Origin of the sequence: Serratia sp. PGPR-27, from assembly GCF_022678525.1 — a bacterium.
Taxonomy (GTDB): domain Bacteria; phylum Pseudomonadota; class Gammaproteobacteria; order Enterobacterales; family Enterobacteriaceae; genus Serratia; species Serratia nematodiphila.
The window spans coordinates 1-24,277 of sequence record NZ_JALBYS010000059.1 but is presented as its reverse complement, the minus strand read 5'-3'; the positions used below and the strand labels follow the sequence as shown (position 1 = coordinate 24,277).

The 24,277-nt window shown below is 60.6% G+C and carries 27 protein-coding genes and 1 pseudogene; 17 read left to right on the top strand and 11 right to left on the bottom strand.

The window, feature by feature from the left end; all coding sequences use genetic code 11:
* Positions 1–999: pseudogene (locus MMS95_RS22890) on the bottom strand (xanthine dehydrogenase family protein molybdopterin-binding subunit); the annotation flags it as partial.
* Positions 1,000–1,207: 208 nt separating this feature from the next.
* Here MMS95_RS22890 and MMS95_RS22885 point away from each other — a divergent pair.
* Positions 1,208–1,792, top strand: coding sequence for a nucleotidyltransferase family protein (locus tag MMS95_RS22885; protein ID WP_156866496.1), 585 nt, complete (start codon positions 1,208–1,210; stop codon positions 1,790–1,792).
* A gap of 8 nt (positions 1,793–1,800) precedes the next feature.
* Positions 1,801–2,853 (top strand): XdhC family protein, encoded by a 1,053-nt coding sequence (locus MMS95_RS22880; RefSeq protein ID WP_048325366.1) that lies wholly within the window; start codon positions 1,801–1,803, stop codon positions 2,851–2,853.
* Here MMS95_RS22880 and MMS95_RS22875 read toward each other — a convergent pair.
* Both MMS95_RS22875 and fumA read right to left on the bottom strand, forming a co-directional pair.
* Positions 2,777–3,643, bottom strand: a complete 867-nt coding sequence (locus MMS95_RS22875) for a helix-turn-helix domain-containing protein (protein WP_033632099.1) — start codon at positions 3,641–3,643, stop codon at positions 2,777–2,779. The two genes, MMS95_RS22880 and MMS95_RS22875, sit on opposite strands and share 77 nt — an antisense overlap.
* A gap of 150 nt (positions 3,644–3,793) precedes the next feature.
* Positions 3,794–5,440 (bottom strand): class I fumarate hydratase FumA, encoded by a 1,647-nt coding sequence (gene fumA / locus MMS95_RS22870; protein ID WP_004937467.1) that lies wholly within the window; start codon positions 5,438–5,440, stop codon positions 3,794–3,796.
* A 349-nt stretch (positions 5,441–5,789) separates the two neighbouring features.
* Between fumA and MMS95_RS22865 the strand changes: the two genes are divergently transcribed.
* The 6 genes from MMS95_RS22865 (at position 5,790) to ruvX (ending at position 9,992) form a co-directional block, all read left to right on the top strand.
* Entirely contained in the window at positions 5,790–6,302 is a 513-nt protein-coding gene (locus tag MMS95_RS22865) for a SprT family zinc-dependent metalloprotease (protein WP_156866497.1), read from the top strand.
* A 101-nt stretch (positions 6,303–6,403) separates the two neighbouring features.
* On the top strand, positions 6,404–7,099 hold the full coding sequence (gene endA, locus MMS95_RS22860) for a deoxyribonuclease I (RefSeq protein ID WP_015379043.1): 696 nt from the start codon (positions 6,404–6,406) through the stop codon (positions 7,097–7,099).
* A 69-nt stretch (positions 7,100–7,168) separates the two neighbouring features.
* A complete protein-coding gene (gene rsmE, locus MMS95_RS22855) occupies positions 7,169–7,900 on the top strand; it encodes a 16S rRNA (uracil(1498)-N(3))-methyltransferase (protein WP_004937458.1) in 732 nt (243 codons plus the stop codon).
* A 10-nt stretch (positions 7,901–7,910) separates the two neighbouring features.
* On the top strand, positions 7,911–8,861 hold the full coding sequence (gene gshB / locus MMS95_RS22850) for a glutathione synthase (protein WP_033632096.1): 951 nt from the start codon (positions 7,911–7,913) through the stop codon (positions 8,859–8,861).
* A gap of 145 nt (positions 8,862–9,006) precedes the next feature.
* Entirely contained in the window at positions 9,007–9,570 is a 564-nt protein-coding gene (locus tag MMS95_RS22845; protein WP_004937452.1) for a YqgE/AlgH family protein, read from the top strand.
* Entirely contained in the window at positions 9,570–9,992 is a 423-nt protein-coding gene (ruvX, locus tag MMS95_RS22840; protein WP_033632095.1) for a Holliday junction resolvase RuvX, read from the top strand. The genes MMS95_RS22845 and ruvX overlap by 1 nt, the downstream gene beginning before the upstream one ends.
* Here ruvX and MMS95_RS22835 read toward each other — a convergent pair.
* Entirely contained in the window at positions 9,989–11,011 is a 1,023-nt protein-coding gene (locus MMS95_RS22835; protein ID WP_033632094.1) for a type IV pilus twitching motility protein PilT, read from the bottom strand. The genes ruvX and MMS95_RS22835 overlap by 4 nt on opposite strands.
* A 20-nt stretch (positions 11,012–11,031) precedes the next feature.
* Between MMS95_RS22835 and MMS95_RS22830 the strand changes: the two genes are divergently transcribed.
* From MMS95_RS22830 to hemW, 6 genes are read left to right on the top strand one after another with little or no spacing between them, the layout of a single operon-like run.
* Complete coding sequence (locus MMS95_RS22830) at positions 11,032–11,739, top strand: YggS family pyridoxal phosphate-dependent enzyme (RefSeq protein ID WP_033632093.1); 708 nt, start codon at positions 11,032–11,034, stop codon at positions 11,737–11,739.
* Positions 11,740–11,758: 19 nt separating this feature from the next.
* Positions 11,759–12,580, top strand: coding sequence for a pyrroline-5-carboxylate reductase (gene proC, locus MMS95_RS22825; RefSeq protein ID WP_048325374.1), 822 nt, complete (start codon positions 11,759–11,761; stop codon positions 12,578–12,580).
* A 31-nt stretch (positions 12,581–12,611) separates the two neighbouring features.
* The gene (locus MMS95_RS22820; protein ID WP_033632091.1) at positions 12,612–13,166 is read left to right on the top strand and encodes a YggT family protein; all 555 of its coding nucleotides are present in this window, start codon (positions 12,612–12,614) and stop codon (positions 13,164–13,166) included.
* Positions 13,163–13,453, top strand: a complete 291-nt coding sequence (yggU, locus tag MMS95_RS22815) for a DUF167 family protein YggU (RefSeq protein ID WP_004948014.1) — start codon at positions 13,163–13,165, stop codon at positions 13,451–13,453. The genes MMS95_RS22820 and yggU overlap by 4 nt, the downstream gene beginning before the upstream one ends.
* A gap of 17 nt (positions 13,454–13,470) precedes the next feature.
* Entirely contained in the window at positions 13,471–14,064 is a 594-nt protein-coding gene (locus tag MMS95_RS22810) for an XTP/dITP diphosphatase (protein ID WP_085337151.1), read from the top strand.
* Complete coding sequence (gene hemW / locus MMS95_RS22805; RefSeq protein ID WP_156866501.1) at positions 14,057–15,199, top strand: radical SAM family heme chaperone HemW; 1,143 nt, start codon at positions 14,057–14,059, stop codon at positions 15,197–15,199. The genes MMS95_RS22810 and hemW overlap by 8 nt, the downstream gene beginning before the upstream one ends.
* Positions 15,200–15,235: 36 nt before the next feature.
* On the opposite strand, the gene MMS95_RS22800 is transcribed toward hemW, so the two are convergent.
* The 6 genes from MMS95_RS22800 to trmB all read right to left on the bottom strand — a co-directional run bounded on the left by MMS95_RS22800 (position 15,236) and on the right by trmB (position 18,622).
* On the bottom strand, positions 15,236–15,484 hold the full coding sequence (locus MMS95_RS22800; RefSeq protein WP_004937422.1) for a DUF2442 domain-containing protein: 249 nt from the start codon (positions 15,482–15,484) through the stop codon (positions 15,236–15,238).
* A complete protein-coding gene (locus tag MMS95_RS22795; protein ID WP_004937418.1) occupies positions 15,468–15,710 on the bottom strand; it encodes a DUF4160 domain-containing protein in 243 nt (80 codons plus the stop codon). The genes MMS95_RS22800 and MMS95_RS22795 overlap by 17 nt, the downstream gene beginning before the upstream one ends.
* Positions 15,711–15,804: 94 nt before the next feature.
* Positions 15,805–16,527: a DUF2884 domain-containing protein gene (locus tag MMS95_RS22790; RefSeq protein WP_015379052.1), complete on the bottom strand. Its 723-nt coding sequence runs from the start codon at positions 16,525–16,527 to the stop codon at positions 15,805–15,807.
* 30 nt (positions 16,528–16,557) lie between these two features.
* Positions 16,558–17,481, bottom strand: a complete 924-nt coding sequence (glsB, locus tag MMS95_RS22785; RefSeq protein WP_004937414.1) for a glutaminase B — start codon at positions 17,479–17,481, stop codon at positions 16,558–16,560.
* Positions 17,482–17,576: 95 nt separating this feature from the next.
* Complete coding sequence (locus tag MMS95_RS22780; RefSeq protein ID WP_004937412.1) at positions 17,577–17,903, bottom strand: YggL family protein; 327 nt, start codon at positions 17,901–17,903, stop codon at positions 17,577–17,579.
* Positions 17,903–18,622 carry a tRNA (guanosine(46)-N7)-methyltransferase TrmB gene (gene trmB / locus MMS95_RS22775; protein WP_004937410.1) on the bottom strand — a complete coding sequence of 240 codons (720 nt, stop codon included), beginning with the start codon at positions 18,620–18,622 and terminating at the stop codon, positions 17,903–17,905. The genes MMS95_RS22780 and trmB overlap by 1 nt, the downstream gene beginning before the upstream one ends.
* Before the next feature lie 177 nt (positions 18,623–18,799).
* Here trmB and mutY point away from each other — a divergent pair, with 177 nt between their 5' ends.
* The 3 genes from mutY (at position 18,800) to mltC (ending at position 21,309) form a co-directional block, all read left to right on the top strand.
* Positions 18,800–19,900 (top strand): A/G-specific adenine glycosylase, encoded by a 1,101-nt coding sequence (mutY, locus tag MMS95_RS22770; RefSeq protein ID WP_229705523.1) that lies wholly within the window; start codon positions 18,800–18,802, stop codon positions 19,898–19,900.
* A complete protein-coding gene (locus MMS95_RS22765; protein ID WP_004937404.1) occupies positions 19,897–20,169 on the top strand; it encodes an oxidative damage protection protein in 273 nt (90 codons plus the stop codon). The genes mutY and MMS95_RS22765 overlap by 4 nt, the downstream gene beginning before the upstream one ends.
* Before the next feature lie 63 nt (positions 20,170–20,232).
* Positions 20,233–21,309: a membrane-bound lytic murein transglycosylase MltC gene (gene mltC, locus MMS95_RS22760; RefSeq protein WP_004937402.1), complete on the top strand. Its 1,077-nt coding sequence runs from the start codon at positions 20,233–20,235 to the stop codon at positions 21,307–21,309.
* A gap of 48 nt (positions 21,310–21,357) precedes the next feature.
* On the opposite strand, the gene speF is transcribed toward mltC, so the two are convergent.
* Positions 21,358–23,523 carry an ornithine decarboxylase SpeF gene (gene speF / locus MMS95_RS22755; RefSeq protein ID WP_242142328.1) on the bottom strand — a complete coding sequence of 722 codons (2,166 nt, stop codon included), beginning with the start codon at positions 23,521–23,523 and terminating at the stop codon, positions 21,358–21,360.
* Positions 23,524–24,277 lie beyond the last annotated feature (754 nt).

Below are 24,277 nucleotides of genomic sequence, written 5' to 3'. Positions count from 1 at the left end.
CACGGTGTAGCACGGGTGCAGGAGCAGCTGTTTCACCGGCGGGTTGCGCCTGGCCAACATACGCGGCATCTCGTCGGCCACTTCCTGCGGCGACTGAGTCGGCACCACCAGATGCAGGGTTTGCGTCTGCGCGTCGAACCAGCCGTTGGCGTTGTCCGGCTCCAGCGCCGAGGTGTCGATCGACTGCGTGGTGTAGCGGCGTGACATCACCAGCCAGTCGGCCGGCGGATTCGCCAACTCGTCGGCGATCAGGCCCGCATAGCGCATGCCTTCCTGATCCAGCTTGCCGCCCTCGCGCCCTTCCGGCCATACCGGCAGGTGTTTTTTCATCGATACCGGGAAGATCGGCGTATCCTTCAGGCTGGAGAAGCGATCGTCGTCGAACGGCTGTTCTCCTCCCACCCGCACGTAACGGAAACTGCCCCAGGGATCGCGCTCCAGCGGGCCGGTGACCGCGCCGTATTTGATGGTTTCCTCACGGAATTTCAGCTTGTCCTTGGCGAAGCGGAAACGGGCGAAGTCGTGATAGATCAGGATCGCCACCGCCTGGCCGAGATAGGCAGGGGTTTTGCCGTTCGGCAGCAGCATGTCGTCACCGTAGAACGCCGGAAAGGCCAGGCCATCGCGCGCCAGATCTTCCGCCGTCACCAGGCGATCGGGCTGCAGATCGTCCCCCAGCAGCGACAGATCGACCCCCTCGAACAGCCGGTCGGCTTTGGTCACGCGCAGAATGAAGGCGTGCGCCTGTTTCTGCGGCCAGTGCGGCATGTCCACCGCGCGGATATCGCGTGCGAACACCTTCTGCCCCATGACCTTGGCGCGGCCGTCGATACGGAAACGGACGCGCTTGGCCTGCGGATCCCAGTTGGGTGACTGGAGGATTTTTTGCTCGAACAGCGCGGCGTAGGCGCGGCTGTACAAGGGGGCGAGGTACACGGAGACCCCCGCAATCACGGCGCTTTTGATAAAGCGGCGCCGCGACGGGTTGAAATTGCTCATAAATAAGTCCTTCACGTCTTTCTTGTAATTGGTTTTTGTTCGCGGTGTTGTTGCGCAAACGCTGACGACCTTGCCGTAGACGTCATAAGCATATGCTTATAACTAAAATTATGTGATGATTAACAGGCTGTTTTCAACAAAAAAACATTTACAAAACACAGGTAGTTTGTAGGCTAATAAATAATTTGCGCAAACGCGGACTTCAACCATGACCACGGGCATTGTCATTACCGCCGCCGGACGCGGAGAGCGCTTTATTCAGGCCGGCGGCCAGGGCAACAAATTGAACGCCGGGTTTGCCGATGCGGCGGGCGAGCGGCGTTCGCTGTTCGAACACACCCTGCGCCAGGCGCTGGCCTCCGGCCTGCCGGTACAGGTGGTGACCCGGCCGGATAATCTGCCGGTACTGGCAGCCTGCACCGCCAACCAAGTGCCGGTCACCCTGCTCGCCAGCGCGGGCCTCGGCGACTCGATCGCCGCGGGCGTTGCGGCCACACCGCACTGGCAGGGCTGGCTGATCCACCTGGCCGATATGCCATTCGTCGGCGCCGACGTTTTCCGACAGGTGGCGGATGCCTTACGGCAGCACCCGATCGTGCGCCCCTGTTATGCGCAACAGCCCGGTCACCCGGTCGGCTTTTCCGCCCGATTGCGCAAACCACTTTGCCAACTGCGCGGCGATAATGGCGCGCGTGAACTGCTGCAAGGCGCGGCAGTCCACCTGCTGCCGCTTGAGCACCCCGGCGTCGTGCGGGATATTGATCTTCCATCGCAACTCCCGGCCAGCGAGTAAATTCACCTATGCAACATCTTGATGTCACCGTGGTCAGCCAGGCGATAAGCTGGCTGCAACAACAGCCGGTTTGGTTATGCACCGTGCTCAGCACCTATGGCTCTTCGCCGCGCTCGCCGGGCGCGTTGATGGCGGCGACCCGCGACGGCCGCTACAGCGGCTCATTGTCGGGCGGGTGCGTGGAGGAGGACTTTCTGCGGCGCGTGGCCGCCGGGGAGTATCAGGCGGCCAGCCAGGTGATTCGTTACGGCGAAGGCGGCATGACGCCCAACGTGGCGCTGCCGTGCGGCGGCGTGCTGGACGTGCTGATCGAGTATCTGCCGGCGGGAGAAGCCAGCGTCGCTTACCTGCAGCGCATCGCCGGCGCGCTGGAAGGGCATCATGCGTTGCTCAAACGCCTGACGCTGCCCAACGCCTGCCACAGCCTCGAGCAAAGCCACTTCACCAGCGCCACTCAGGTCGAACGCCGGCTCGAACAGATTACCCTGCACATCGCAGCCGCGCCGCGCCTGCTGATCGCCGGGCTGTCCAGCGTGGCGCTGTACTGCGCCGATTTCGCCGTAGCGCTGGGGTTTGAGGTGCTGGTGTGCGAGAACCGCCCGGAGGCGCTGGATAACTTCGCCGCCGAGTTAAAACCGGGCGTGACGCTGCTGCGCCAGTTTCCGGCCAAGTTCATTGAGGACGGCGGTTGCCACGCCAATACCGCCGTCGTGGCGCTGACCCACGATCCGCGTATGGACGATCTGACGCTGATGGAAGCGATCCACACCCCGGCGTTTTACATCGGCGCCATGGGCTCGCTCAGAAACAGCGCGCGGCGGCGCCAGCGGTTGCAGCAGATCGCCGAATTCACGCCGCAGGAGTTGGAACGCATTCACGCGCCGATCGGCCTGCCGCTCGGCAGCAAAACCCCGGCGGAGATCGCCCTGGCGGTGATGGCGGCGATCGTGCAGCAAAAAAACCGGCGGCCGGCCGCCGACGGGATCAGTGCAGCGGCACCACCGGCACCAGATGTTGCAGCTCCAGGTGCAGCTCCTCTTTCCCGCTCAGCGAATAGCTGAACACCGTCATGTCCGGCCCGTCGCCGCGGGCCAGCCCCATTTCGGGCAGCACCTGCGTGTAGATTTGAATGATGTGGTCATTGAGCGCCACCGGCTTGCCGGAATAGCGAAAACGGCAAAACTCGCCGTGGACCTCCGGCAGCGGCTCCAGCGCCACGCCTTCACGCAGCGGGTAGTCCGCCGTCACGCCCAGGGTATAGTCGACCCTGACCCGCTCGCCGTCCGGCACCAGTTGGGTAAACGAATAGGTCTGCGCCGGACGCTCGCCCAACAAGGTGTAGAACTGCGCCCGCAGCGCGCTGCGCTGCGGCAGATGCGACTTGTCCAACTTTTCGATATCCAGGTGATAAGCGTACTGTTTACCGTGAAAGGCGTATTGCCCTCTGGCGATGCTGACGCGTTCGACCTGAATATCGCCGGGCTGGCTGGCCGCCAGCGAACGCACCAGATTGCTGAAGTCCTGTTTGCGGGCATGACGATACACGCTGGGCGATTCGGCGAAATGTTTCTTGAAACAGCGCGAGAACGTCTGCTGGTTATCGAATTGATACTCGACCGAAATATCGAGGATGCTCTTCTGCGTGAAACGCAAGGCGAAGGCGGCGATGTAGAGGCGGCGAGCGCGAATGTAGGAAGCTAACGATAATCCGGTCTGCTTCTTGAACATGCGCTGCAGGTACCATTTCGTATAGCCTGACTTGGCGGAAACGATATCCAACGACAGCGGATTGGTCAGGTTGTCTTCAATCCAGACCAGCAATTCCCTGATGTGACTTTCCTGCGTACCCATGTGCTTGCCGAACCTTATGTTGCCGATATTCCATTAGTCGAATTTTAGTGCTATTCGCGTAGGGTATACAGGTTAAAACTCGACGTCCAGCAAGCTACAGGACTTTACACAATCCCCTCCACCGCCTGCGGGCGGTGAAGGGGGCAGCGATTATTTCAGGCAGCTGGAGCACTGACCGGCCTGGATCTTCTGGAAGAAGTCATTGCCTTTGTCATCCACCAGGATAAACGCCGGGAAATCTTCCACTTCGATTTTCCAGATCGCTTCCATGCCCAGCTCAGGGTACTCCACGCACTCCAGGCTCTTGATGCTCTGCTGCGCCAGCACCGCCGCCGGGCCGCCGATGCTGCCGAGGTAGAAGCCGCCGTGCTTGTGGCAGGCATCCGTCACCTGCTGGCTGCGGTTGCCTTTCGCCAGCATGATCATGCTGCCGCCGTGAGATTGCAGCAGGTCGACGTAGGAATCCATACGCCCGGCGGTGGTTGGCCCCAAGGAACCGGATGCATAGCCTTCCGGCGTTTTAGCCGGGCCGGCGTAGTAGATCGGGTGGTCCTTGACGTACTGCGGCAAGCCTTCACCGCGATCCAGGCGCTCTTTCAGCTTGGCGTGCGCGATATCGCGGCCGACGATGATGGTGCCGCTAAGCGACAGGCGGGTGGAAACCGGGTACTGCGACAGCTGTTTGAGGATCTCGGCCATCGGGCGGTTGAGATCGACCTTGATCGCTTCGCCCTCCCCGGCCTGGCGCAGCTCCTGAGGAATGAATTTACCCGGATTGTGCTCCAGTTTTTCCAGCCAGATGCCGTCGCGGTTGATCTTGCCTTTGATGTTGCGGTCCGCCGAGCAGGAGACGCCCATGCCGACCGGGCAGGAGGCGCCGTGGCGCGGCAGGCGCACTACGCGGATATCATGTGCAAAGTATTTGCCGCCGAACTGTGCGCCCAGCCCCAGGTTTTGCGCTTCTTGCAGCAGTTCCGCTTCGAGTTCCAGATCGCGGAACGCCTGACCATGCTCGTTGCCTTCCGTCGGCAGGCCATCGTAATACTTGGTCGAGGCCAGTTTGACGGTTTTCAGCGTCGCTTCCGCCGAGGTGCCGCCGATGACGAACGCCACGTGGTACGGCGGGCAAGCCGCGGTGCCCAGCGTGCGCATCTTGTCGACCAGGTAGTTTTTCAGCTTGCCCGGCGACAGCAGCGCCTTAGTTTCCTGATACAGATAGGTTTTGTTGGCGGAGCCGCCGCCCTTGGCGATGCACAGGAATTTGTACTCTTCGCCGTCCACGCTGTAGAGATCGATCTGCGCCGGCAGGTTGCTGCCGGTATTGACCTCTTTGTACATATCCAGCGCGGCGTTCTGCGAATAGCGCAGGTTCTCTTCGATGTAGGTGTTATACACCCCGCGCGACAGCGCCTCTTCATCGCCGCCGCCGGTCCAGACGCGCTGGCCCTTTTTGCCGACGATGATCGCCGTGCCAGTGTCCTGGCAGGTCGGTAAAATACCCTTGGCGGCGATTTCTGAGTTACGCAGAAATTGCAGCGCAACGTACTTGTCGTTTTCGCTGGCGTCCGGATCTTTGAGGATATCGGCCACCTGCTGTTGGTGCGCCGGGCGCAGCATGAACGAGGCGTCGTGGAACGCATGCTGGGCAAGCAGGGTTAACGCTTCAGGGGCAACTTTCAGAATTTCCTGGCCTTCAAATTCGCTCACGGAAACGTGGTCGCGGCTCAGCAGGTAGTATTCGGTATCGTCTTTCTTCAGCGGGAACGGATCTTGATAGTGGAACGGTTTATTCGACATTGATCTCTCACTTGCAACATCAGCTGCGTTAAATTCACACTTGCGGCGCGCGACACGGTGCCTTGTCAAAAAACTGCCTCCACCTTACGTATTTTTAATCAGTCAGTTATTGCGCCAAATCGCAAAATAACCGCTATTTGCGTAAGGGATTACCACAGGCGGCGTTTCAACCTTGCTCGGTGAGAACTGCGGGTACAGACTCATCATGCACGCTTTATTATCCCGCAGTTAACACATTGATTACAATCCATCGGCGGCGATCGTCTTATCAATGTGGTGAAAAAGCGCCGGATGCGATTTGCGCCGGGGCATATTGTCAGCCGCCGCGCCATTGCTTAAGCTAGCCGCAATGAACAAACCGAGAATCCCCATCGCGCTGCAACAAGCGGTGATGCGCTGCCTGCGAGAAAAGCTGCAGTTGGCCCGCCAGCATTTTGCCGTCGAGTTCCCCGAACCCAGCATCGTCTATCAGCAACGCGGCACCAGCGCGGGCACCGCCTGGCTGCAAAGCTGGGAAATCCGTCTGAACCCGGTGCTGCTGCTGGAAAACCAACAGCCGTTTATCGATGAAGTGGTGCCGCACGAACTGGCGCACCTGCTGGTGTTTCGCCAATTCGGCCGGGTAGCGCCGCACGGCCGCGAATGGCGCTGGATGATGGAAAGCGTGCTGCTGACGCCCGCCAGCCGCACTCATCGTTTCGAAACCGCCTCGGTGCAAAGCAAAACCTTCCCCTACCGCTGCGGCTGCGGGCAGTACCAGCTCACCATTCGCCGCCATAACCGCGTGCTGCGCGGCGAAAGCGAATACCGCTGCCGCCGGTGCGGCGAAAAACTGAAATTTCTTGCTAGCGAGAACCTTTAGTTAAACGATTTATACGTTAAAACAAGTAAATATCGCCATTTGCCACTGCCGACAAGTTCCGTTACCCTGCCTGCTTTTCCAATTTTGAGCTGTTTTGGAATATGCTTCGCAGAATTTTGTTTATGGCGGTTTTCGCCGCAGGCGCCGCACAGGCGCACGGCATCAATAACTTCTCTCAGGCCAAGACGGCGGCGGCCAAGATTAACCAGGATGCGCCGGGCAGTTTTTACTGCGGCTGCCGCATCGAGTGGCAAGGCAAGAAGGGCATTCCCGATCTCGCCGGCTGCGGCTATCAGGTGCGTAAAAACGCCCAACGCGCGCAGCGCATTGAATGGGAACACGTGGTGCCGGCCTGGCAGTTCGGCCACCAGCTGCAGTGCTGGCAAGACGGCGGGCGCAAAAACTGCAACAAGGACGCCACCTATCGCCAGATAGAAACCGATCTGCACAACCTGCAGCCGGCGATCGGCGAAGTGAACGGCGACCGCAACAACTTCATGTACAGCCAATGGAACGGCGGCGCAGGCCAGTACGGGCAGTGCCCAATGAAGGTGGACTTCAAGAATAAACAGGCGGAGCCGCCCGCCCGCGCCCGCGGCGCCATTGCCCGCACCTACTTCTACATGCGCGATCGCTACCAGCTGCGGCTGTCACGCCAGCAAACCCAACTGTTCGAGGTGTGGAACCGGCAATATCCGGTGAGCCAATGGGAATGTCAGCGCGAAGCACGTATCGCCAAGGTGCAGGGCAACCACAACCCCTATATTCAACAGGCTTGTCAGCAGCGGAAAAGCTAACCTACTATAGCCTTTATCTTTCATGGCGCCGCCAACCCGCGGCGCCGTTTCGTCAGGATCAGACTACCCATGCGCATACCCCGCATTTACCATCCGCAGCCGTTGACCGACCGGGCGGAGATCGCCCTCAGCGAGGACGCCGCCAACCACGTCGGGCGCGTGCTGCGCATGAGCGCCGGCCAGGCGCTGCAGTTGTTCGATGGCAGCAACCAGGTGTTCGACGCCGAAATAATCCGGGTGGACAAAAAGAGCGTGCTGGTGCGCCTTGGCGACGGCCGCGTGGATGACATCGAATCGCCGCTCAACCTGCATCTGGGCCAGGTGATCTCGCGCGGCGAGAAGATGGAGTTCACCATCCAGAAATCCATCGAGCTGGGCGTCAACGTCATCACCCCGCTGTTTTCCGAGCGCTGCGGCGTGAAGTTGGACGGCGAACGCCTGGCGAAGAAAATCCAGCAATGGCAGAAGATCGCCATCGCCGCCTGCGAACAGTGCGGCCGCAACCGCATTCCCGAAATCCGCGAGGCGATGTCGCTGGAGGCCTGGTGCGCCGAGCAGGACGGCAGCCTGAAACTCAACCTGCACCCGCGCGCCAGCCACAGCATCAACACGCTGCCACAGCCGGTGGATCATGTTCGCCTGTTGATCGGCCCGGAAGGCGGTTTGTCCGCCGACGAAATCGCCATGACCACCGACCACGGATTTACTGATATTCTGCTGGGACCACGCGTTCTGCGTACCGAAACCACAGCGCTCACCGCCATTACCGCTCTGCAGGTCCGCTTCGGCGACCTGGGTTAAAGGAGAAAAGATGATTAAGCTCGGCATCGTGATGGACCCAATCGATTCCATCAACATCAAGAAAGACACCAGCTTCGCCATGCTGCTCGAAGCGCAGCGCCGCGGTTACGAATTGCACTACATGGAGATGAACGATCTCTATCTGCATGCCGGTGACGGGCGCGCCCGCACCCGCCTGCTGAGCGTGAAGGAAGACAAGGAGAGCTGGTTCAGCTTCGGCGCCGAGCAGGATCTGGCGCTGCACGAGCTGGACGTGATCCTGATGCGCAAGGATCCGCCGTTCGATACCGAATATATCTACGCGACCTACATTCTGGAACGCGCCGAAGTTAAAGGCACGCTGGTGGTCAACAAGCCGCAAAGCCTGCGCGACTGCAACGAGAAGCTGTTCACCGCCTGGTTCCCGGAGCTGACGCCGGATACGCTGGTCAGCCGCAGCGCCGCGCACATCCGCAAATTCCACCAGCAGCACGGCGACATCATCCTGAAACCGCTGGACGGCATGGGCGGCGCGTCTATCTTCCGCGTGAAGCAGGACGATCCTAACCTGTCGGTGATCATCGAAACCCTGACCGAACACGGCAGCCGTTTCTGCATGGCGCAGAACTTCCTGCCGGCGATCAAGGACGGCGACAAGCGCATCCTGGTGGTGGACGGCGAGCCGGTGCCTTACTGCCTGGCGCGCATTCCGGCGCAGGGCGAGACCCGCGGCAATCTGGCGGCCGGCGGCCGCGGCGAAGCGCGCCCGCTGAGCGAAAGCGACTGGAAAATCGCCCGCGCCGTCGCCCCGACGCTGAAAGAGAAAGGGCTGATCTTCGTCGGCCTGGACGTGATCGGCGATCGCCTGACTGAAATCAACGTCACCAGCCCAACCTGCGCGCGCGAGATAGAGGCGGCATTCCCGATTTCGATTACCGGCATGCTGATGGACGCGATTGAAAAGCGCCTGGCGGCGAAGTAATGCGTCATGCGGGCGGCATGCCGCCCGCTATCCCGTATCGCGCCCGCCAAAGCTCGCCTTTGCGCGCGGCTTGAAAGGCGGCGGGTATAGCCGCATACTGGCGGCTGTTTATTTTCTCACCCATTGATTACCTTATATTAACGCCATGAATTTACAGCACCATTTTCTGATCGCCATGCCAACGCTGCAGGATCCTCGCTTCAAGCGCTCGGTGATTTACATTTGCGAGCACAATGAAGAAGGCGCCATGGGTTTGGTGATCAATAAACCGGTGGAGCAATTCACGGTAGCCACGGTGCTGAGCAAGCTGAAGATCATGCCGCCTGCGCGCGATCCGGCCATCAGCCTGGACAAACCGGTGTTCGCCGGCGGGCCCCTGGCGGACGATCGCGGGTTTATCCTGCATACGCCGCGCCACGGCTTCGGCGCCAGCATTCAAATTTCTCCCAACACCATGATCACCACCTCGAAAGACGTGCTGGAGACGCTCGGCACCCCGGAACAACCGGACGACGTGCTGGTGGCGCTGGGCTATGCGGGCTGGGAAAAGGGCCAGCTGGAGCAGGAGGTGTTGGAAAACGCCTGGCTGACCATCGAAGCCAACACCGACATTCTGTTCCGCACGCCAATCGCCAGCCGCTGGCGCGAGGCGGGGAACCTTCTGGGCATCGACATTCGCAGCATCGCCAACCACGCAGGACACGCCTGATGAGTAACCGCACCATTATCGCCTTCGACTTCGGCACCAAAAGCATCGGCGCGGCCATCGGCCAGGAGTTGACCGGCAGCGCCCGCGCCCTGCCGGCTTTCAAAGCGCAGGACGGCTCGCCGGACTGGCTGAAAATCGAAAAGCTGCTGAAAGAGTGGCAGCCGGATTTGGTGGTGGTCGGCCTGCCGCTGAACATGGACGGCACCGAACAGCCCGTTACCGCCCAGGCGCGCAAGTTCGCCAATCGCCTGCACGGCCGTTTTGGCATCCAGATCGAGCTGCAAGACGAGCGTCTGAGCACCGTGGAAGCGCGCGCCAACCTGTTCGATCGCGGCGGCTTTCGCGCCCTTGATAAAGGCAGCGTGGACTCCGCCTCCGCGGTGGTGATCCTCGAAAGCTGGTTCGAACGGCAGCTGGGCTAAACGCCCGTTCCCTCCGCCGCGCACTCCCCCAACACACCGGCGTCGATCCGCTGCTGCAAACCTTGCTCAAAGGTTTGCATGCCCGACTGCGCGCCGGTTTGCAACACGCTCGCCAACTGATGGGTTTTCCCTTCGCGGATCAGGTTGCTGACCGCCGCCGTCGCCGTCAGCACTTCAAAGATCGCCACGCGTCCGCCGCCAGGGCGCCTCATCAGCTTTTGCGCGATCACCGCTTGCAGGCTGCCGGCCAGCTGGGCGCGCACATAGGGTTTCTCTTCCGCCGGAAACACGTCCACCAGCCGTTCCACCGCCTGCGGCGCGCTGCGGGTGTGCAGCGTCGCCAGCACCAGGTGGCCGGTCTCCGCCGCAGTGAGCGCCAGCCGGATGGTGGCGGTATCGCGCAACTCGCCCAGCAGGATCACATCCGGATCTTCGCGCAGCGCGGCGCGCAACGCCGCATCGAAGCTGTGGCTGTCGCGGCCGATCTCCCGCTGCTGGATCAGCGAACGCCGGCTGCGGTGCAGGAATTCGATCGGATCTTCCAGCGTCAAAATATGCCGCTGCTGGTGCCGGTTGATCTCGTCGATCATCGCCGCCAGCGTGGTGGACTTGCCGCTGCCGGTGGCGCCGGTGACCAGGATCAATCCGTCGGCGCGCCGCAGCAACGCCGGGACGATGGCTGGCGCCGCCAGCTCGGCAAGCGAAGGCGATTGCCCGGCGATACGCCGCAACGCGAGAGAAACTCCCGCGCTTTGCTGAAAAACGTTGGCCCGCAGCCGTTCCCCGCTCGGCCTGTGCAGCGCCAGATCGACCTGCCCCAGCCGCCGCAGGCTCTCGCGCTGCTGCGCATTCAGCAATCCGTCGCAGAGGGCCTGCGCGCCCTGCGCCGTCAGCGTTGGCGCCGCCGCCAATGGCTGCAGTTCACCGTCGATGCGCAACATCGGCGGATGACCGGCACAAAGGTGCAGATCGGAAGCATTATGCTTTACACTAAGGGCCACGAATTCATCGATATCCATATCACTCTCCCGGGTCAATAATGAGCACTATCCAACAGAACCTGCAGGATGTCAGAAACCGCATTGCGGCCGCCGCGCGAAATTGCGCGCGGGCGCCAGAAGAAGTTGCCCTGCTTGCAGTCAGCAAAACCAAACCTGTGGCGGCGATCGAAGAAGCCATCGCCGCCGGCCAGCGCGCCTTCGGCGAGAACTACGTGCAGGAAGGGGTAGACAAGATCCGGCATTTCGCCGAGTCGCCGCAAAGCGGCGAGTTGGTGTGGCACTTTATCGGCCCGCTGCAATCCAATAAGAGTCGGCTGGTGGCGGAACACTTCGCCTGGTGCCATACCGTGGATCGGCTGCGCATCGCCCAGCGCTTGAGCGATCAGCGCCCGGCCGACATGCCGCCGCTCAACGTGCTGATTCAAATCAACATCAGCGACGAGCAAAGCAAATCCGGCATTGCGTTGGCCGAACTGCCGGCGTTGGCCGAAGCGATCGCCGCGCTGCCGAACCTGACGCTGCGCGGACTGATGGCTATTCCGGCGCCGGAAGCGGATTATCAGCGGCAGCTGGCGGTATTCAGCCGGATGAGCGACGCATTTCTCGCCCTGCGTCAGCGTTATCCGCAGGCCGATACGCTGTCGATGGGCATGACGGACGATATGGCGGCGGCGATCGCTGCCGGCAGCACCCTGGTGCGCATCGGCACCGCAATTTTTGGCGCCCGCGACTACTCGCAGGCCTGACACACAGACGAGGGATTTGATGCAACATCGCAAGATTACCTTTATCGGCGCCGGCAACATGGCGCGTGCAATCATCGCCGGCCTGGTGGCGGGCGGCTATCCAGCCAAATCCATCAGCGTCTGCGCCCCTTCGCCGAAAAACCGTGATGCGCTGGCTGCAGACTACGGCATCGTCAGCAGCGGCGACAACGTCGCCTGCGCGCGTGAAGCCGAGGTGGTGGTGCTGGCGGTCAAACCGCAGATGATGGCCGACGTGTGTCAGCCGCTGCGCGAACAGGTCGATTTCAGCGGCAAGCTGGTGCTGTCGATCGCCGCCGGCATTCAGGTCAGCCGTTTCTATCAGCTGCTCGGCGACCAACTGGACATCGTGCGCATCATGCCCAACACTCCGTCGCTGGTCGGCAAGGGCATGAGCGGGCTGTACGCGCCGGCGCAGGTCAGCCAGCGGGATCGCGATTACACCGGCGATTTAATGGCGTCGGTCGGTAAAGTTTGCTGGGTCGATGACGAAAATGGCATCAACGGCGTGATCGCCGCCGCGGGCAGCGCCCCGGCCTATTTCTTCCTGTTTATGGAAGCGATGCAAAAAGAGGCCGAGCGCATGGGCTTCGACAGCCAGACCGCGCGCGATCTGGTGCAGCAGGCCGCTTCCGGCGCCGCCGCATTGGTGGAAGCCAACCCGGATACGCCGCTGGGCACGCTGCGCGAGCAGGTGACCTCCAAAGGCGGCACCACCGCCGAAGCGCTGCGGGTGTTCAACGAACGCCAACTGCCGGAAACCGTGGGGCAAGCGATGCAGGCCGCCGTTTTCCGCGCCCAAGAGATGGAAAAATTATTTTAAATAACCGCGAGTTAAGGAGAAGGACCACTTCATGCTAACGCTGACTTTCCTGGTCAAGACCGTTATTGATCTGTACGTGATGGTGCTGTTGCTGCGCATTTGGATGCAGTGGGCGCGCACCGATTTTTACAACCCGTTCTCACAGTTTGTGGTGAAGATCACCCAGCCGGTGGTCGGCCCACTGCGCCGCATCATTCCGTCACTGGGGCCCATCGACAGCGCTTCGCTGCTGCTGGCGTTCCTGCTGATGACCATCAAGTACCCGCTGCTGCTGCTGATTCAGGGCGGCGCGATGTCGCTCAGCCCGTATAACCTGCTGTTCGGCCTGATCTCGCTGGTGAAGTCCGCCGGCTACCTGATCTTCTGGGTGATGATCATTCGTGCGCTGATGAGCTGGATAAGCCAGGGCCGCAGCCCGATCGACTACGTGATGTACCAACTGACCGAACCCTTGATGGCGCCGATCCGTCGCATCATCCCGGCGATGGGCGGCATCGACTTTTCCGCCATGGTCGTGATCCTGATCCTCTATTTGATCAACTACCTGGGCATGGATGTGTTCGGTGAGATCTGGTTCCTGCTGTGAGTGCAGTCACTCCGGTGCTGGACGGGCTGGCGATCAGGCTATATATTCAGCCGAAAGCCAGCCGCGACCAAATTATCGGCTTGCATGGCGACGAACTGAAAGTCGCCATCACCGCCCCGCCGGTCGACGGCCAAGCCAACGCCCATTTGATCAAGTTTATCGCCAAGCAGTTCAAAGTGGCGAAAAGCAACGTCACCATCGAGAAAGGCGAACTGGGGCGGCATAAACAGTTACGCATCGTGAATCCGCAACAGATCCCCGCCGTGGTCGCGGCGCTCATCGAATAATTTTCAAGGTAGTCATTATGCAAAAAGTCGTTCTTGCCACCGGTAACCCGGGCAAAGTGCGCGAACTCGCCGACCTGTTGGCCGATTTCGGCCTGGACGTGGTCGCGCAAACCGATCTGGGCGTGGAGTCCGCCGAAGAGACCGGCCTGACGTTTATCGAAAACGCCATTCTGAAAGCGCGCCATGCGGCACAGGTCACCGGCCTGCCGGCGATCGCCGACGACTCCGGCCTGGCGGTAGATGCGCTGGGCGGCGCGCCGGGCATCTACTCCGCGCGCTACGCCGGTGAAGATGCCGACGATCGGCAGAACCTCGACAAGCTGCTGGCGGCGATGAAAGACGTAGCGCCGGGCCAGCGCGGCGCGCAATTCCATTGCGTGCTGGTCTATCTGCGCCATGCGGCAGACCCGACGCCGCTGGTGTTCCACGGCAGTTGGGCCGGCGAAATCACCGAGCAGGCCGCCGGTGAAGGCGGCTTCGGTTACGATCCTGTCTTCTACGTGCCGGAGCTGGGCCGCACCGCCGCCGAGCTGAGCCGCGACGAGAAGCGGGCGATTTCGCACCGCGGCAAGGCGCTGAAGCTGATGTTGGAAGCCATGCGCAATGCTTAAGCTGCCCCCGCTGAGTCTCTACATCCATATCCCGTGGTGCGTGCAGAAATGCCCGTACTGCGACTTCAACTCCCATGCCCTGAAGGGTGACGTGCCGCATCAGGAGTATGTCGATCATCTATTAGCGGATCTGGATGCCGACCTGCCGCTGGCCGGCGGCCGGGAAATCAGCACTATCTTTATCGGCGGCGGCACCCCCAGCCTGCTGAGCGCCGAGGCGATGCAGGCCTTACTGGACGGGGTACGGGCGCGCATTCGCGTCGCCGACGACGCCGAAATCACCATGGAGGCCAATCCCGGCACCGTGGAGGCCGATCGCTTCAGCGGCTACCAGCGCGCCGGCGTCAACCGCATATCCATCGGGGTGCAGAGCTTCAGCGCCGAGAAGCTGAACCGTCTGGGGCGCATCCACGGCCCGGAAGAAGCCAAACGCGCGGCGACGCTGGCGACCGGCCTTGGCCTGCGCAGCTTTAACCTCGATCTGATGCATGGCCTGCCGGATCAGTCGCTGGAAGAGGCGCTGGACGATCTGCGCCAGGCTATCGCCCTCAATCCGCCGCACCTGTCGTGGTATCAGCTGACCATCGAGCCGAACACCCTGTTCAGCTCGCGCCCGCCGGTTTTGCCGGACGACGATGCGCTGTGGGACATCTTCGAGCGCGGCCACCAGCTGTTGAGCGCCGCCGGCTATCAGCAGTACGAAACCTCGGCCTACGCCAAGCCGGGCTACCAATGCCAACACAACCTCAACTACTGGCGCTTCGGCGACTATCTGGGGATCGGCTGCGGCGCGCACGGCAAGGTGACCTTCAGCGACGGGCGTATCCTGCGCACCGCCAAGACCAAACACCCGCGCGGCTTCATGCGTGGCGACTACATGGACAAGCAGCATGAGGTGGCGACGGCGGATCGGCCGTTCGAGTTCTTCATGAACCGCTTCCGCTTGCTGGAAGCCGCGCCGCGCGCCGACTTCGTCAACTACATCGGGCTGGCGGAAAGCGTCATTCGCCCGCAGTTGGACGAGGCGCTGGCCAAAGGCTATCTGGAAGAAACCGCAGAGCACTGGCAGATCACCGAGAAGGGCAAACTGTTCCTCAACTCGCTGCTGGAACTGTTCCTGGCGGACGACGAGTAAAAAAAAGCGCTGAATAATCAGCGCTTTTTTTCATGTTCAGGCGGCATTATGAGGGCGATGCGTCACGTCGCCACGCCCCTTCAGCAATCCCTCAACGGAAACATCCTCGTCCAACGCATCCCAATGGATGCCGCGAGCGCTGAGTTCATACTCTGCCCGCTGTTCTTGCGTCGCATTCAACAAACGCGGAAACCAGGCCAGTGGCACGCCAATAATTCGGGCGTCGCTCAGTTCGACCCACATCGTCGCATCGTCAAAGCTGACGCGTTTAGCCGAAATACTCATGCCAAGCCTCCAAAAACAATGCCTGATAGGTATCAACCAGACCCGCCAGCTCTTTTAGCGTTCTGGCGTTAAAGCCGTCATTACGCGCCAACTGCACGCCAGGAACCAACCAGAATTTCGCTTCAGCCTCAGCATCTCTGATATGAACATGCGGCGGCTCAAGCGGGTCACCCTCGTTGGAATAAAAAAAGAACCTGTAGCCTTTATAACGGAATATCACTGGCATCAATGCAAAATCCTTTTGCCGATTGATTATAGTTTAGCCAGTTTGTCAGATAGCCGCCGTGAGGCCAAAAACGCACGGCGGCTACGCCTATCCGTTACTTCAACGCTTTCAGCAGATCCTTGCGCTGGGTTTCCAGTGCGGTGACGCGGTTGCACACGTCATGGCCGAAGTTCTGGAAGTCCTGCTCCTGGTTGTTCCATTCGTTCTGGATCGCCTTCTGCAAGCCGCCCAGGTTGCCCATGATCGCCTGCAGCGGGTTACCGCCGCTGTTGGCGGCCTGTTTGACGCCCATTTCGTTCAGGCTGTCCTGCAGCACGCCGCCCATGCTCTGCTGCACGATGTTGCGGCCATCCTGTTCCACCTGGTCGATCGCCTTGTGGTGGAAGGTCAGGCCGTCGCTGCGGTGCTCGATGATGCGGTTCATCTGCTGTTTCAGCTGGCCGTTTAGGGTGGTCAGCCGGTTGCGCACGTTGCTGTTGCTGCCCAGCTCTTTGACGATCACTTTATCCAGCGCTGCGCGGGCTTTCTCCAGGTGTTTCTGCGCGCCGTCGTCGATCCACGGCAGTTGCTTGCGCAAGGCGCTCTGGTAACTGAAGGCTTTCTGCCGCTGGCTGTCGTTCAGGCTCAGCGCCTGGCCGTTGCGGATCACGTCGCCATCCGGCGAGATTTGCAGGTCGCCGCTGGCGCCTTTCACCTGCACGCTCTGCGGGCTGATGATCACATCGTCCTGGGGTTTAACGCTGCATTGGTACTCGGCGTGGGCCTGCGCGGCAGTCGCCGCCAGCAGCAGTAAGGCTAACCCGGTTTTCTTCAACATAGCTTCTCCTGACTCCCATCCAGACTGGGATTAAAAAATCGAACGACCGATACGTTGAGACAACAATTCCAGCGCCGCAGTTCCCGCCAGCGAGTTGCCGGAAGCATCCAGCTCCGGCGACCAGACGACGATCGACAGCTCGTCCGGCACGATGGCCACGATGCCGCCGCCCACGCCGGACTTGCCCGGCATTCCCACCCGATAGGCGAATTCGCCGGCGCCGTCGTACATGCCGCTGGTCATCATCAGGGCGTTGATCTGCCGGGCCTGCAGCGGGCTGATCACCGCCTCGCCGCTGAGATCGCGGCCGTGATTGGCCAGATAGACGAAGCTGCGCGCCAGCTCCACACAGCTCATGCGCAGCGCGCAGTAATGGAAATAGGTTTGCAGCACGGTGATGACGTCGTTTTCGAAGTTGCCGAACGATTTCATCAGATAGGCGATGGCCGCATTGCGATCGGAGTGTTCGAATTCGGAACGCGCCACCCGCAGGTCATAGGCCAGGTCGTCTTCGCCGGCCAGCTGACGCACCACCTCCAGCATGCGCTGTTTGGGGGCGCTGAGCCGGGTTTGCAGCATGTCGCACACCACCAGCGCGCCGGGGTTGATAAACGGATTGCGCGGTTTGCCCTGCTCCATCTCCAGCTGCAGCAGCGAATTGAACGGCAGGCCGGAAGGCTCTTTGCCCACGCGCCGCCAGATCTCAGGCTCCTGATAGCGCGTCAGCGCCAGCGTCAGGCTCAGCACTTTGGAGATCGACTGGATGGAGAAGCGCTCCGCGGCGTCGCCGGCCTGGAACAGTTCACCGTCCACCGTGCAAACGGCGATCGCCAACCGATCGGCGGGCACTTCCGCCAACGCCGGGATGTAGTCGGCCACTTTCCCCTGGCCAATCAGCGGGCGCACCTGTTGCAGGATCTCTTCCAGCAACGCGTTATCCAATGTTGTTACCACCTCGGTCACACTCCGGGCAAAACAAAGGCGCCGTTAAGGCACCTTAGATCAATAAAACGGCGCGGCGCGAAGCCGCGCTCATCGGGCAAGCGCGATCAGTCCCACCAGATATCGAACAGATCGCTGACCTTAACGTCGGTCAGTTTGCGCGCTTCCAGCCAGTTTTTCACCAGTTCGCGATGCTCGTCGGTGCAGTGACCGATCTTCTGCAGGCAGATCAGACCTTCCCACTGCAGGTAGCCGCTGCCGTCAAACGCCAGGCCGTTCGGCTCGATCACTTCATCGATGAAGGTATCCAGCGTGCTGTCGATGTCTTCCACCGACGTGCCTTCGGCAAAACGCCAGGCTACGGAGAAACCCAGCTCCTGAAATTCTTCAATGTGCAACTTTTTACGTAAACGACGACTGCGGTTCTTAGCCATTATTCTTTCCTCTCAAACATCAAGTCCCAAACGCCATGTCCCAGGCGCTGGCCGCGTAATTCAAATTTCGTCAGCGGGCGCGAATCCGGACGCGGCACGTAATCATTATCGCTGGAAAGATTACGGTAGCCTGCGACCCCGTTCATAACCTCTAACATATGTTCCGCATAAGGTTGCCAATCGGTAGCCATGTGGAAGACGCCGCCGGTCTTCAGCTTGCGCAGCACCAGTTCGACAAACGGCGTTTGCACGATGCGGCGCTTGTTGTGGCGCGCCTTGTGCCACGGATCGGGGAAGAACAGCTGCACCATGTCCAGCGAGCCGTCCGGGATCATGTTTTCCAGCACTTCAACCGCATCGTGGCACATCACGCGCAGGTTGCTCAGCTTCGCCTCGTGGGCGTCGGCCAGGCAGGCGCCCACGCCCGGCGAGTGCACTTCGATCCCTAAAAAGTTCTGCTGCGGATTGTTGCCCGCCATGGTCACCAGCGAGGCGCCCATGCCAAAACCGATCTCCAGCACCGTCGGCGCTTCGCGGCCGAACAGCGCGGCGAGATCGACAGCGTCAGCCTGATACTCCACGCCCATCACCGGCCAATAGTTCTCCAGCGCGTGCTGCTGGCCTTTGGTCAGCCGCCCCTGGCGGCGGACAAAACTGCGGATACGGCGCATCGCGCGGCCGTTCTCATCAAATTCCGGGGAGATGACGTCATTAATCATAGTGCTTTCTGTCTGTTTGGCTGCCAATTAGGGAAACGCGCATTATGCAAAGATACATTGGTTTAGCAAGTGTTCATCTTCTGTACCCGCCGTGCGGCGTCGGAAAGTTCCGGTTTACAGCATCATGACTCTATGCTGCAATCTCGCTTCATTTTCTGCCGGATAACGACGCTGCTCATGATGCAAGCACAACAATTCGCACAGGTGGTGCTTGACTGGTACCAACGCTACGGTCGCAAAACCCTGCCGTGGCAGTTGGAGAAAACCGCCTATCAAGTATGGCTCTCCGAGGTGATGTTGCAACAGACTCAGGTTGCCACCGTCATTCCTTATTTTCAGCGCTTTATGGCCCGTTTTCCCAACGTGCGCGCGCTGGCGGAGGCTCCGCTGGACGAAGTGCTGCATCTGTGGACCGGCCTCGGCTATTACGCCCGCGCCCGCAACCTGCACAAGGCGGCGCAGACCATTGTCGCACAGCACGGCGGCGAGTTCCCGACAACCTTCGCAGAAATCGCCGATTTACCGGGCGTCGGCCGCTCCACCGCCGGCGCGGTGCTGTCGTTGGCGCTGGGCCAACACTATCCGATCCTCGACGGTAACGTGAAGCGCGTGCTGGCTCGCTGCTACGCGGTGGAAGGCTGGCCGGGCAAGAAAGAAGTCGAGAACCGGCTGTGGAAAATCAGCGAAGAGGTCACCCCGGCGCAGGGCGTCGGCCAGTTCAACCAGGCGATGATGGATCTGGGCGCCATGGTCTGCACCCGCTCCAAGCCCAAGTGTGAACTCTGCCCGCTCAACGTCGGCTGCCTGTCTTACGCTAATCACAGCTGGGCCAACTACCCCGGTAAGAAGCCCAAGCAGACCCTGCCGGAAAAAACCGCCTACTTCTTATTGCTGCAGCACGGCGACCGCGTGTGGCTGGAGCAGCGCCCGGCGGTGGGCCTGTGGGGCGGCCTGTTCTGCTTCCCACAGTTCAGCGCGCGCGTGGATGTGGAACTCTGGCTGCAGCAGCGCGGTCTGAAAGGCAAGCGCCTGGAACAGCTGACCGCGTTTCGCCACACGTTCAGCCATTTCCATCTCGATATCGTGCCGATGTGGCTGTCGCTCGACGCGGCGGGCAGCGGCATGGATGAGGGCGCGGGTCTCTGGTATAACTTAGCGCAGCCGCCGTCGGTCGGGCTGGCAGCGCCGGTGGATCGCCTGTTGCAACAGCTGGCGAAGCAGCCCCCGATCCAACAAAACTTATATGGCGATAGCGCCATCGACGAGGAATTAGCATGAGCCGCACCATTTTTTGTACTTTCCTGCAGCGCGACGCCGAGGGCCAGGACTTCCAGCTTTATCCCGGCGACGTCGGCAAGCGCATCTACAACGAGATCTCCAAGGAAGCCTGGGGCGAGTGGATGAAGAAGCAGACCATGCTGATCAACGAGAAGAAGCTGAACATGATGAACGTGGATGATCGCAAACTGCTGGAAGAGGAAATGATCAAGTTCCTGTTCGAAGGGCACGACGTGCACATCGAAGGCTATACGCCGCCGAGCGAATAACGCTGTTGGGGCCAGGCGCTGGCCCGCTTCAATCCTCTTATACTTCTTCCAAACGGCTTTAAGATGAAGAAAATTTTAGCTTTGCTCGTAATAGCGCCTTTGCTGATCTCCTGTTCCGGCAAAAAAAGTGAAGAAATCAACGAAGCCTGGATCAAAGACACCAACGGCTTCGACATTCTGATGGGGCAATTCGCTCACAACATCGAGAACATCTGGGGTCTGAACGAAGTTCTGATCGCCGGGCCGAAAGACTACGTCAAATATACCGACCAATACCAAACCCGCAGCCACATCAACTTCGATACCGGCGCCATCACCATCGAAACCATCGCCACCACCGATCCGGCCGCGCACCTGCGCCAGGCGATCATCAGCACGCTGCTGATGGGTGACGATCCGGGTTCCATCGATCTCTATTCCGACGCCAACGATATCCAGATCAGCAAAGAGCCGTTCCTGTACGGCCAGGTGCTGGATAACAAAGGCGCGCCGATCCGCTGGGAATGGCGCGCGGCGCACTTCGCCGATTACCTGCTGCAGACCAAGCTGCAAAAACGCACCTCCGGCCTGCACGTCATCTACTCGGTCACCATCCAGCTGGTGCCAAACCACCTGGACAAACGTGCGCACAAATATCTGCCGATGGTGCGCAAGGCGTCGGAAAAATACGGCGTAGACGAATCGCTGATCCTGGCGATCATGCAGACCGAATCGAGCTTCAACCCTTATGCGGTGAGCGGTTCGGACGCGCTGGGCCTGATGCAGGTGGTGCAGCACACCGCCGGTAAGGATGTGTTCCAGATGCGCGGCAAATGGGGCACCCCGAGCCGCAGCTACCTGTTCGATCCGGAGAACAACATCGACACCGGCACCGCCTACCTGGCGATCCTGCAAAACAACTACCTGGGCGGCATTCAGAACCCGACCTCGCGCCGCTATGCGGTGATCACTGCCTACAACGGCGGCGCCGGCAGCGTGCTGCGGGTGTTCTCCAGCGACAGGACGCGCGCGGTGGGCATCATCAACGGCATGCAGCCGGGCGACGTGTACCAAACGCTGACCACCAAGCACCCGGCCGCCGAGTCGCGCCGCTATCTGGTGAAAGTGAATACCGCGCAGAAGAGCTACCGCAGGAAGTAGCGCTTCCCGCGTGGATGGAAGAAGGGCCGGTGCGAACCGGCCCTTTTTTCATGGCTTGATCATATAGCCGAAGATGCGCTTCCAGCCGTGATCTTTTTTCTCGATGTAGACCCCCTGCAGCTCCGGCGAGAAGCCCGGCAGGCGGTTGATGCCCTCCTCCAGCGCCAGGAAGTAGCGCTGCACCGCGCCACCCCACACTTCGCCCGGCACCACGCACAGTACGCCCGGCGGGTACGGCAGGGCCCCCTCCGCCGCAATGCGCCCTTCCGCCTGGCCGATCGGCACCAGCTCGACGTTGTCGCGGATAAACTCCACGTTGGCGTCCTGCGGGTTCATCACCACCGGCGGGAAATGATCCTGACGGAACATCTCCTTTTGCAGCTGCTTGACGTCAAAGCTGACGTACAGATCGTGCATCTCCTGACACAGCCGGCGAATGCTGTAGCCGCGGTAACGCTGCTCGTTCTTGCGGTACACCGTCGGCAGCACCACGCTCAGCGGCGCATCCTCTTCGACATAACGTTCGAACTGCGCCAGCATCTCCACCAGTTGTTCCATCTTGGCCGGGTTCTCCGCCGGGGTCAGCAGGAACAGGATCGAGTTGAGATCGCACTTCTCCGGCACGATGCCGTTCTCGCGCAGGAAGTTGGCCAGAATGGTGGCCGGCACGCCGAACTCGGTGTATTGGCCGGTCGAAGCGTCGATGCCCGGCGTGGTCAGCAGCAACTTGCACGGATCCACCAGATACTGATCCTGGGCATAGCCTTCGAAGCCGTGCCACGTCTCCCCCGGCACGAAGGTGAAGAAGCGCGCGTCGTTGGCGATCAGATCGGTATCGTAATCCTGCCAGTCCTTGCCCGCCACCTGCAGCGGAATAAACGGCTTCAGCTGCGAGCAGCGCGTGAGCAGCTGTTTGCGCGTCTCGATGCCCAGCTTGACGCAGTCCATCCACATGCGGCGCCCGGCGGGGCCGGCGTGCATCTTGGCGTTGACGTCCAGCGCGGCGAACAGCGGATAGAACGGGCTGGTCGACGCATGCAGCATGAACGCGTTGTTCAGGTGCTTGTGGTTGCAGTGGCGTTTTTGCCCTTTGATATGGTCGTCTTTCTTATGGATCTGCGAGGTCTGCGAGAACCCCGCCTGCTGTTTATGCACCGACTGGGTGACGAAAATGCCCGGATCGTGCTCGTCCAGCTCCAGCAGCAGCGGCGAGCACTCTTTCAGCATCGGAATAAAGCCTTCGTAACCCACCCAGGCGGAGTCGAACAGAATGTAATCACACAGGTGGCCGATGGTGTCGATCACCTGGCGAGCGTTGTAAATCGTGCCGTCGTAAGTGCCGAGCTGAATGATCGCCAACCGGAACGGCCGCGCCGCCGCGGCTTTCTCCGGCGCCACCTCGCGGATCTGCTCGCGCAGATAGCGTTCGTCGAAGCAGTGCGCATCGATGCCGCCGATAAAGCCGAACGGGTTGCGGGCGGTTTCCAGATAGATCGGCGTGGCGCCGGCCTGGATCAGCGCCCCGTGGTGGTTGGATTTGTGGTTGTTGCGATCGAACAGCACCAGATCGCCGCGGGTCAGCAGCGCGTTGGTCACCACCTTGTTGGCCGCCGAGGTGCCGTTGAGCACGAAGTAGGTTTTATCGGCGTTGAACACCCGCGCCGCGTGCTTTTGCGCATCCTTGGCCGAGCCTTCGTGGATCAGCAGATCGCCCAACTTGACGTCGGCGTTGCACATATCGGAACGGAACAGGGTCTCGCCGTAGAAATCAAAAAACTGCCGGCCGGCCGGGTGTTTGCGGAAGAACTCGCCGCCCTGATGCCCTGGGCAGGCGAAGGTCGAGTTTTCCATCTCGACGTAGGTCTTCAGCGTTTTGAAGAACGGCGGCAGCAGCGCCTGCTCATAGGCGTCGGCGGCGGCCTCCAGCTGCGCCATGTAGAACGGCTTGCTGGCGCCGGCCAGCAGCGCGAAAACCCCACTGACAAACGGCAGATAGTCCGGCGAGAGATGCTCGTCCCCTTCCACCGCCACGAAGGTCGGAATGTCGAACCCCGTCGCCTGCAAACGCGCCAGAATGCCGGCGTTCACGTCGGCGACCGACACCACCGCCGCCGCTACGTCGGTGTAGTCCGTCTGCTCTACGCGCACGATCTGGCGCAGCGTCTCAATGGTGGCGACCAGGCTGGCGCTGGTCGCGATTTTCAATTCTTTCATCATGCTGACTCTCAAACGGTGAAGGATGAGGGTGTGCCACCGGCACGGTAATGAGATAACGCGGTTATCCCGGTAAAAGCGATACCCGGGCACGGCAGCATAAGCGGCGTGCGTGACCGGCTCATGATCGGGGATCATCAGGCGGCTATCGGGGGAACTGGTCTTGGCAGCGTCCGACAGGCATCAGTAAAATCAGGGCCGCAGCGCTGGCTTTACGCATGCCTAACAGCGAGCGTCAGGCGGCCTTACCGCATGGCCGGCAGGCGTATTCGGGCGGATGACGTGCGGAGGAAACAACGGCGGAACGGTGGCGGCGTCAGATGTCTGGTGCGCAACAGCGCTTGAGCAACAAAACCAGTCATGCCAATAACCCTCTGGCTTATAAGAAGCGGAAACACCGTCAGGGAACGGAGAGTGCTAAAATTTGCGCAATGATTGCATGATTCGTTGCAGGGTTCAAGCGAGAATCGCCTTGATTGAACGCCCATTGATTAAAGCATAATTCATTGTTATTTAATTGAAAAAACAAAAATCGCGCGTTTTAAGATGGTATAAATACACGTTTTATATGCATATTTATTGAATGCGGATATCCCCCCGTCCCCCGCCCCTCCGGGCTTGCTGCCTGAAAATAGAGCAACCGATCGGCTTTGTGACAGAAAGCGATTGACGCCATCCGGCCAATACGGTTTAATGCGCCCCGTTGCCCGGATAGCTCAGTCGGTAGAGCAGGGGATTGAAAATCCCCGTGTCC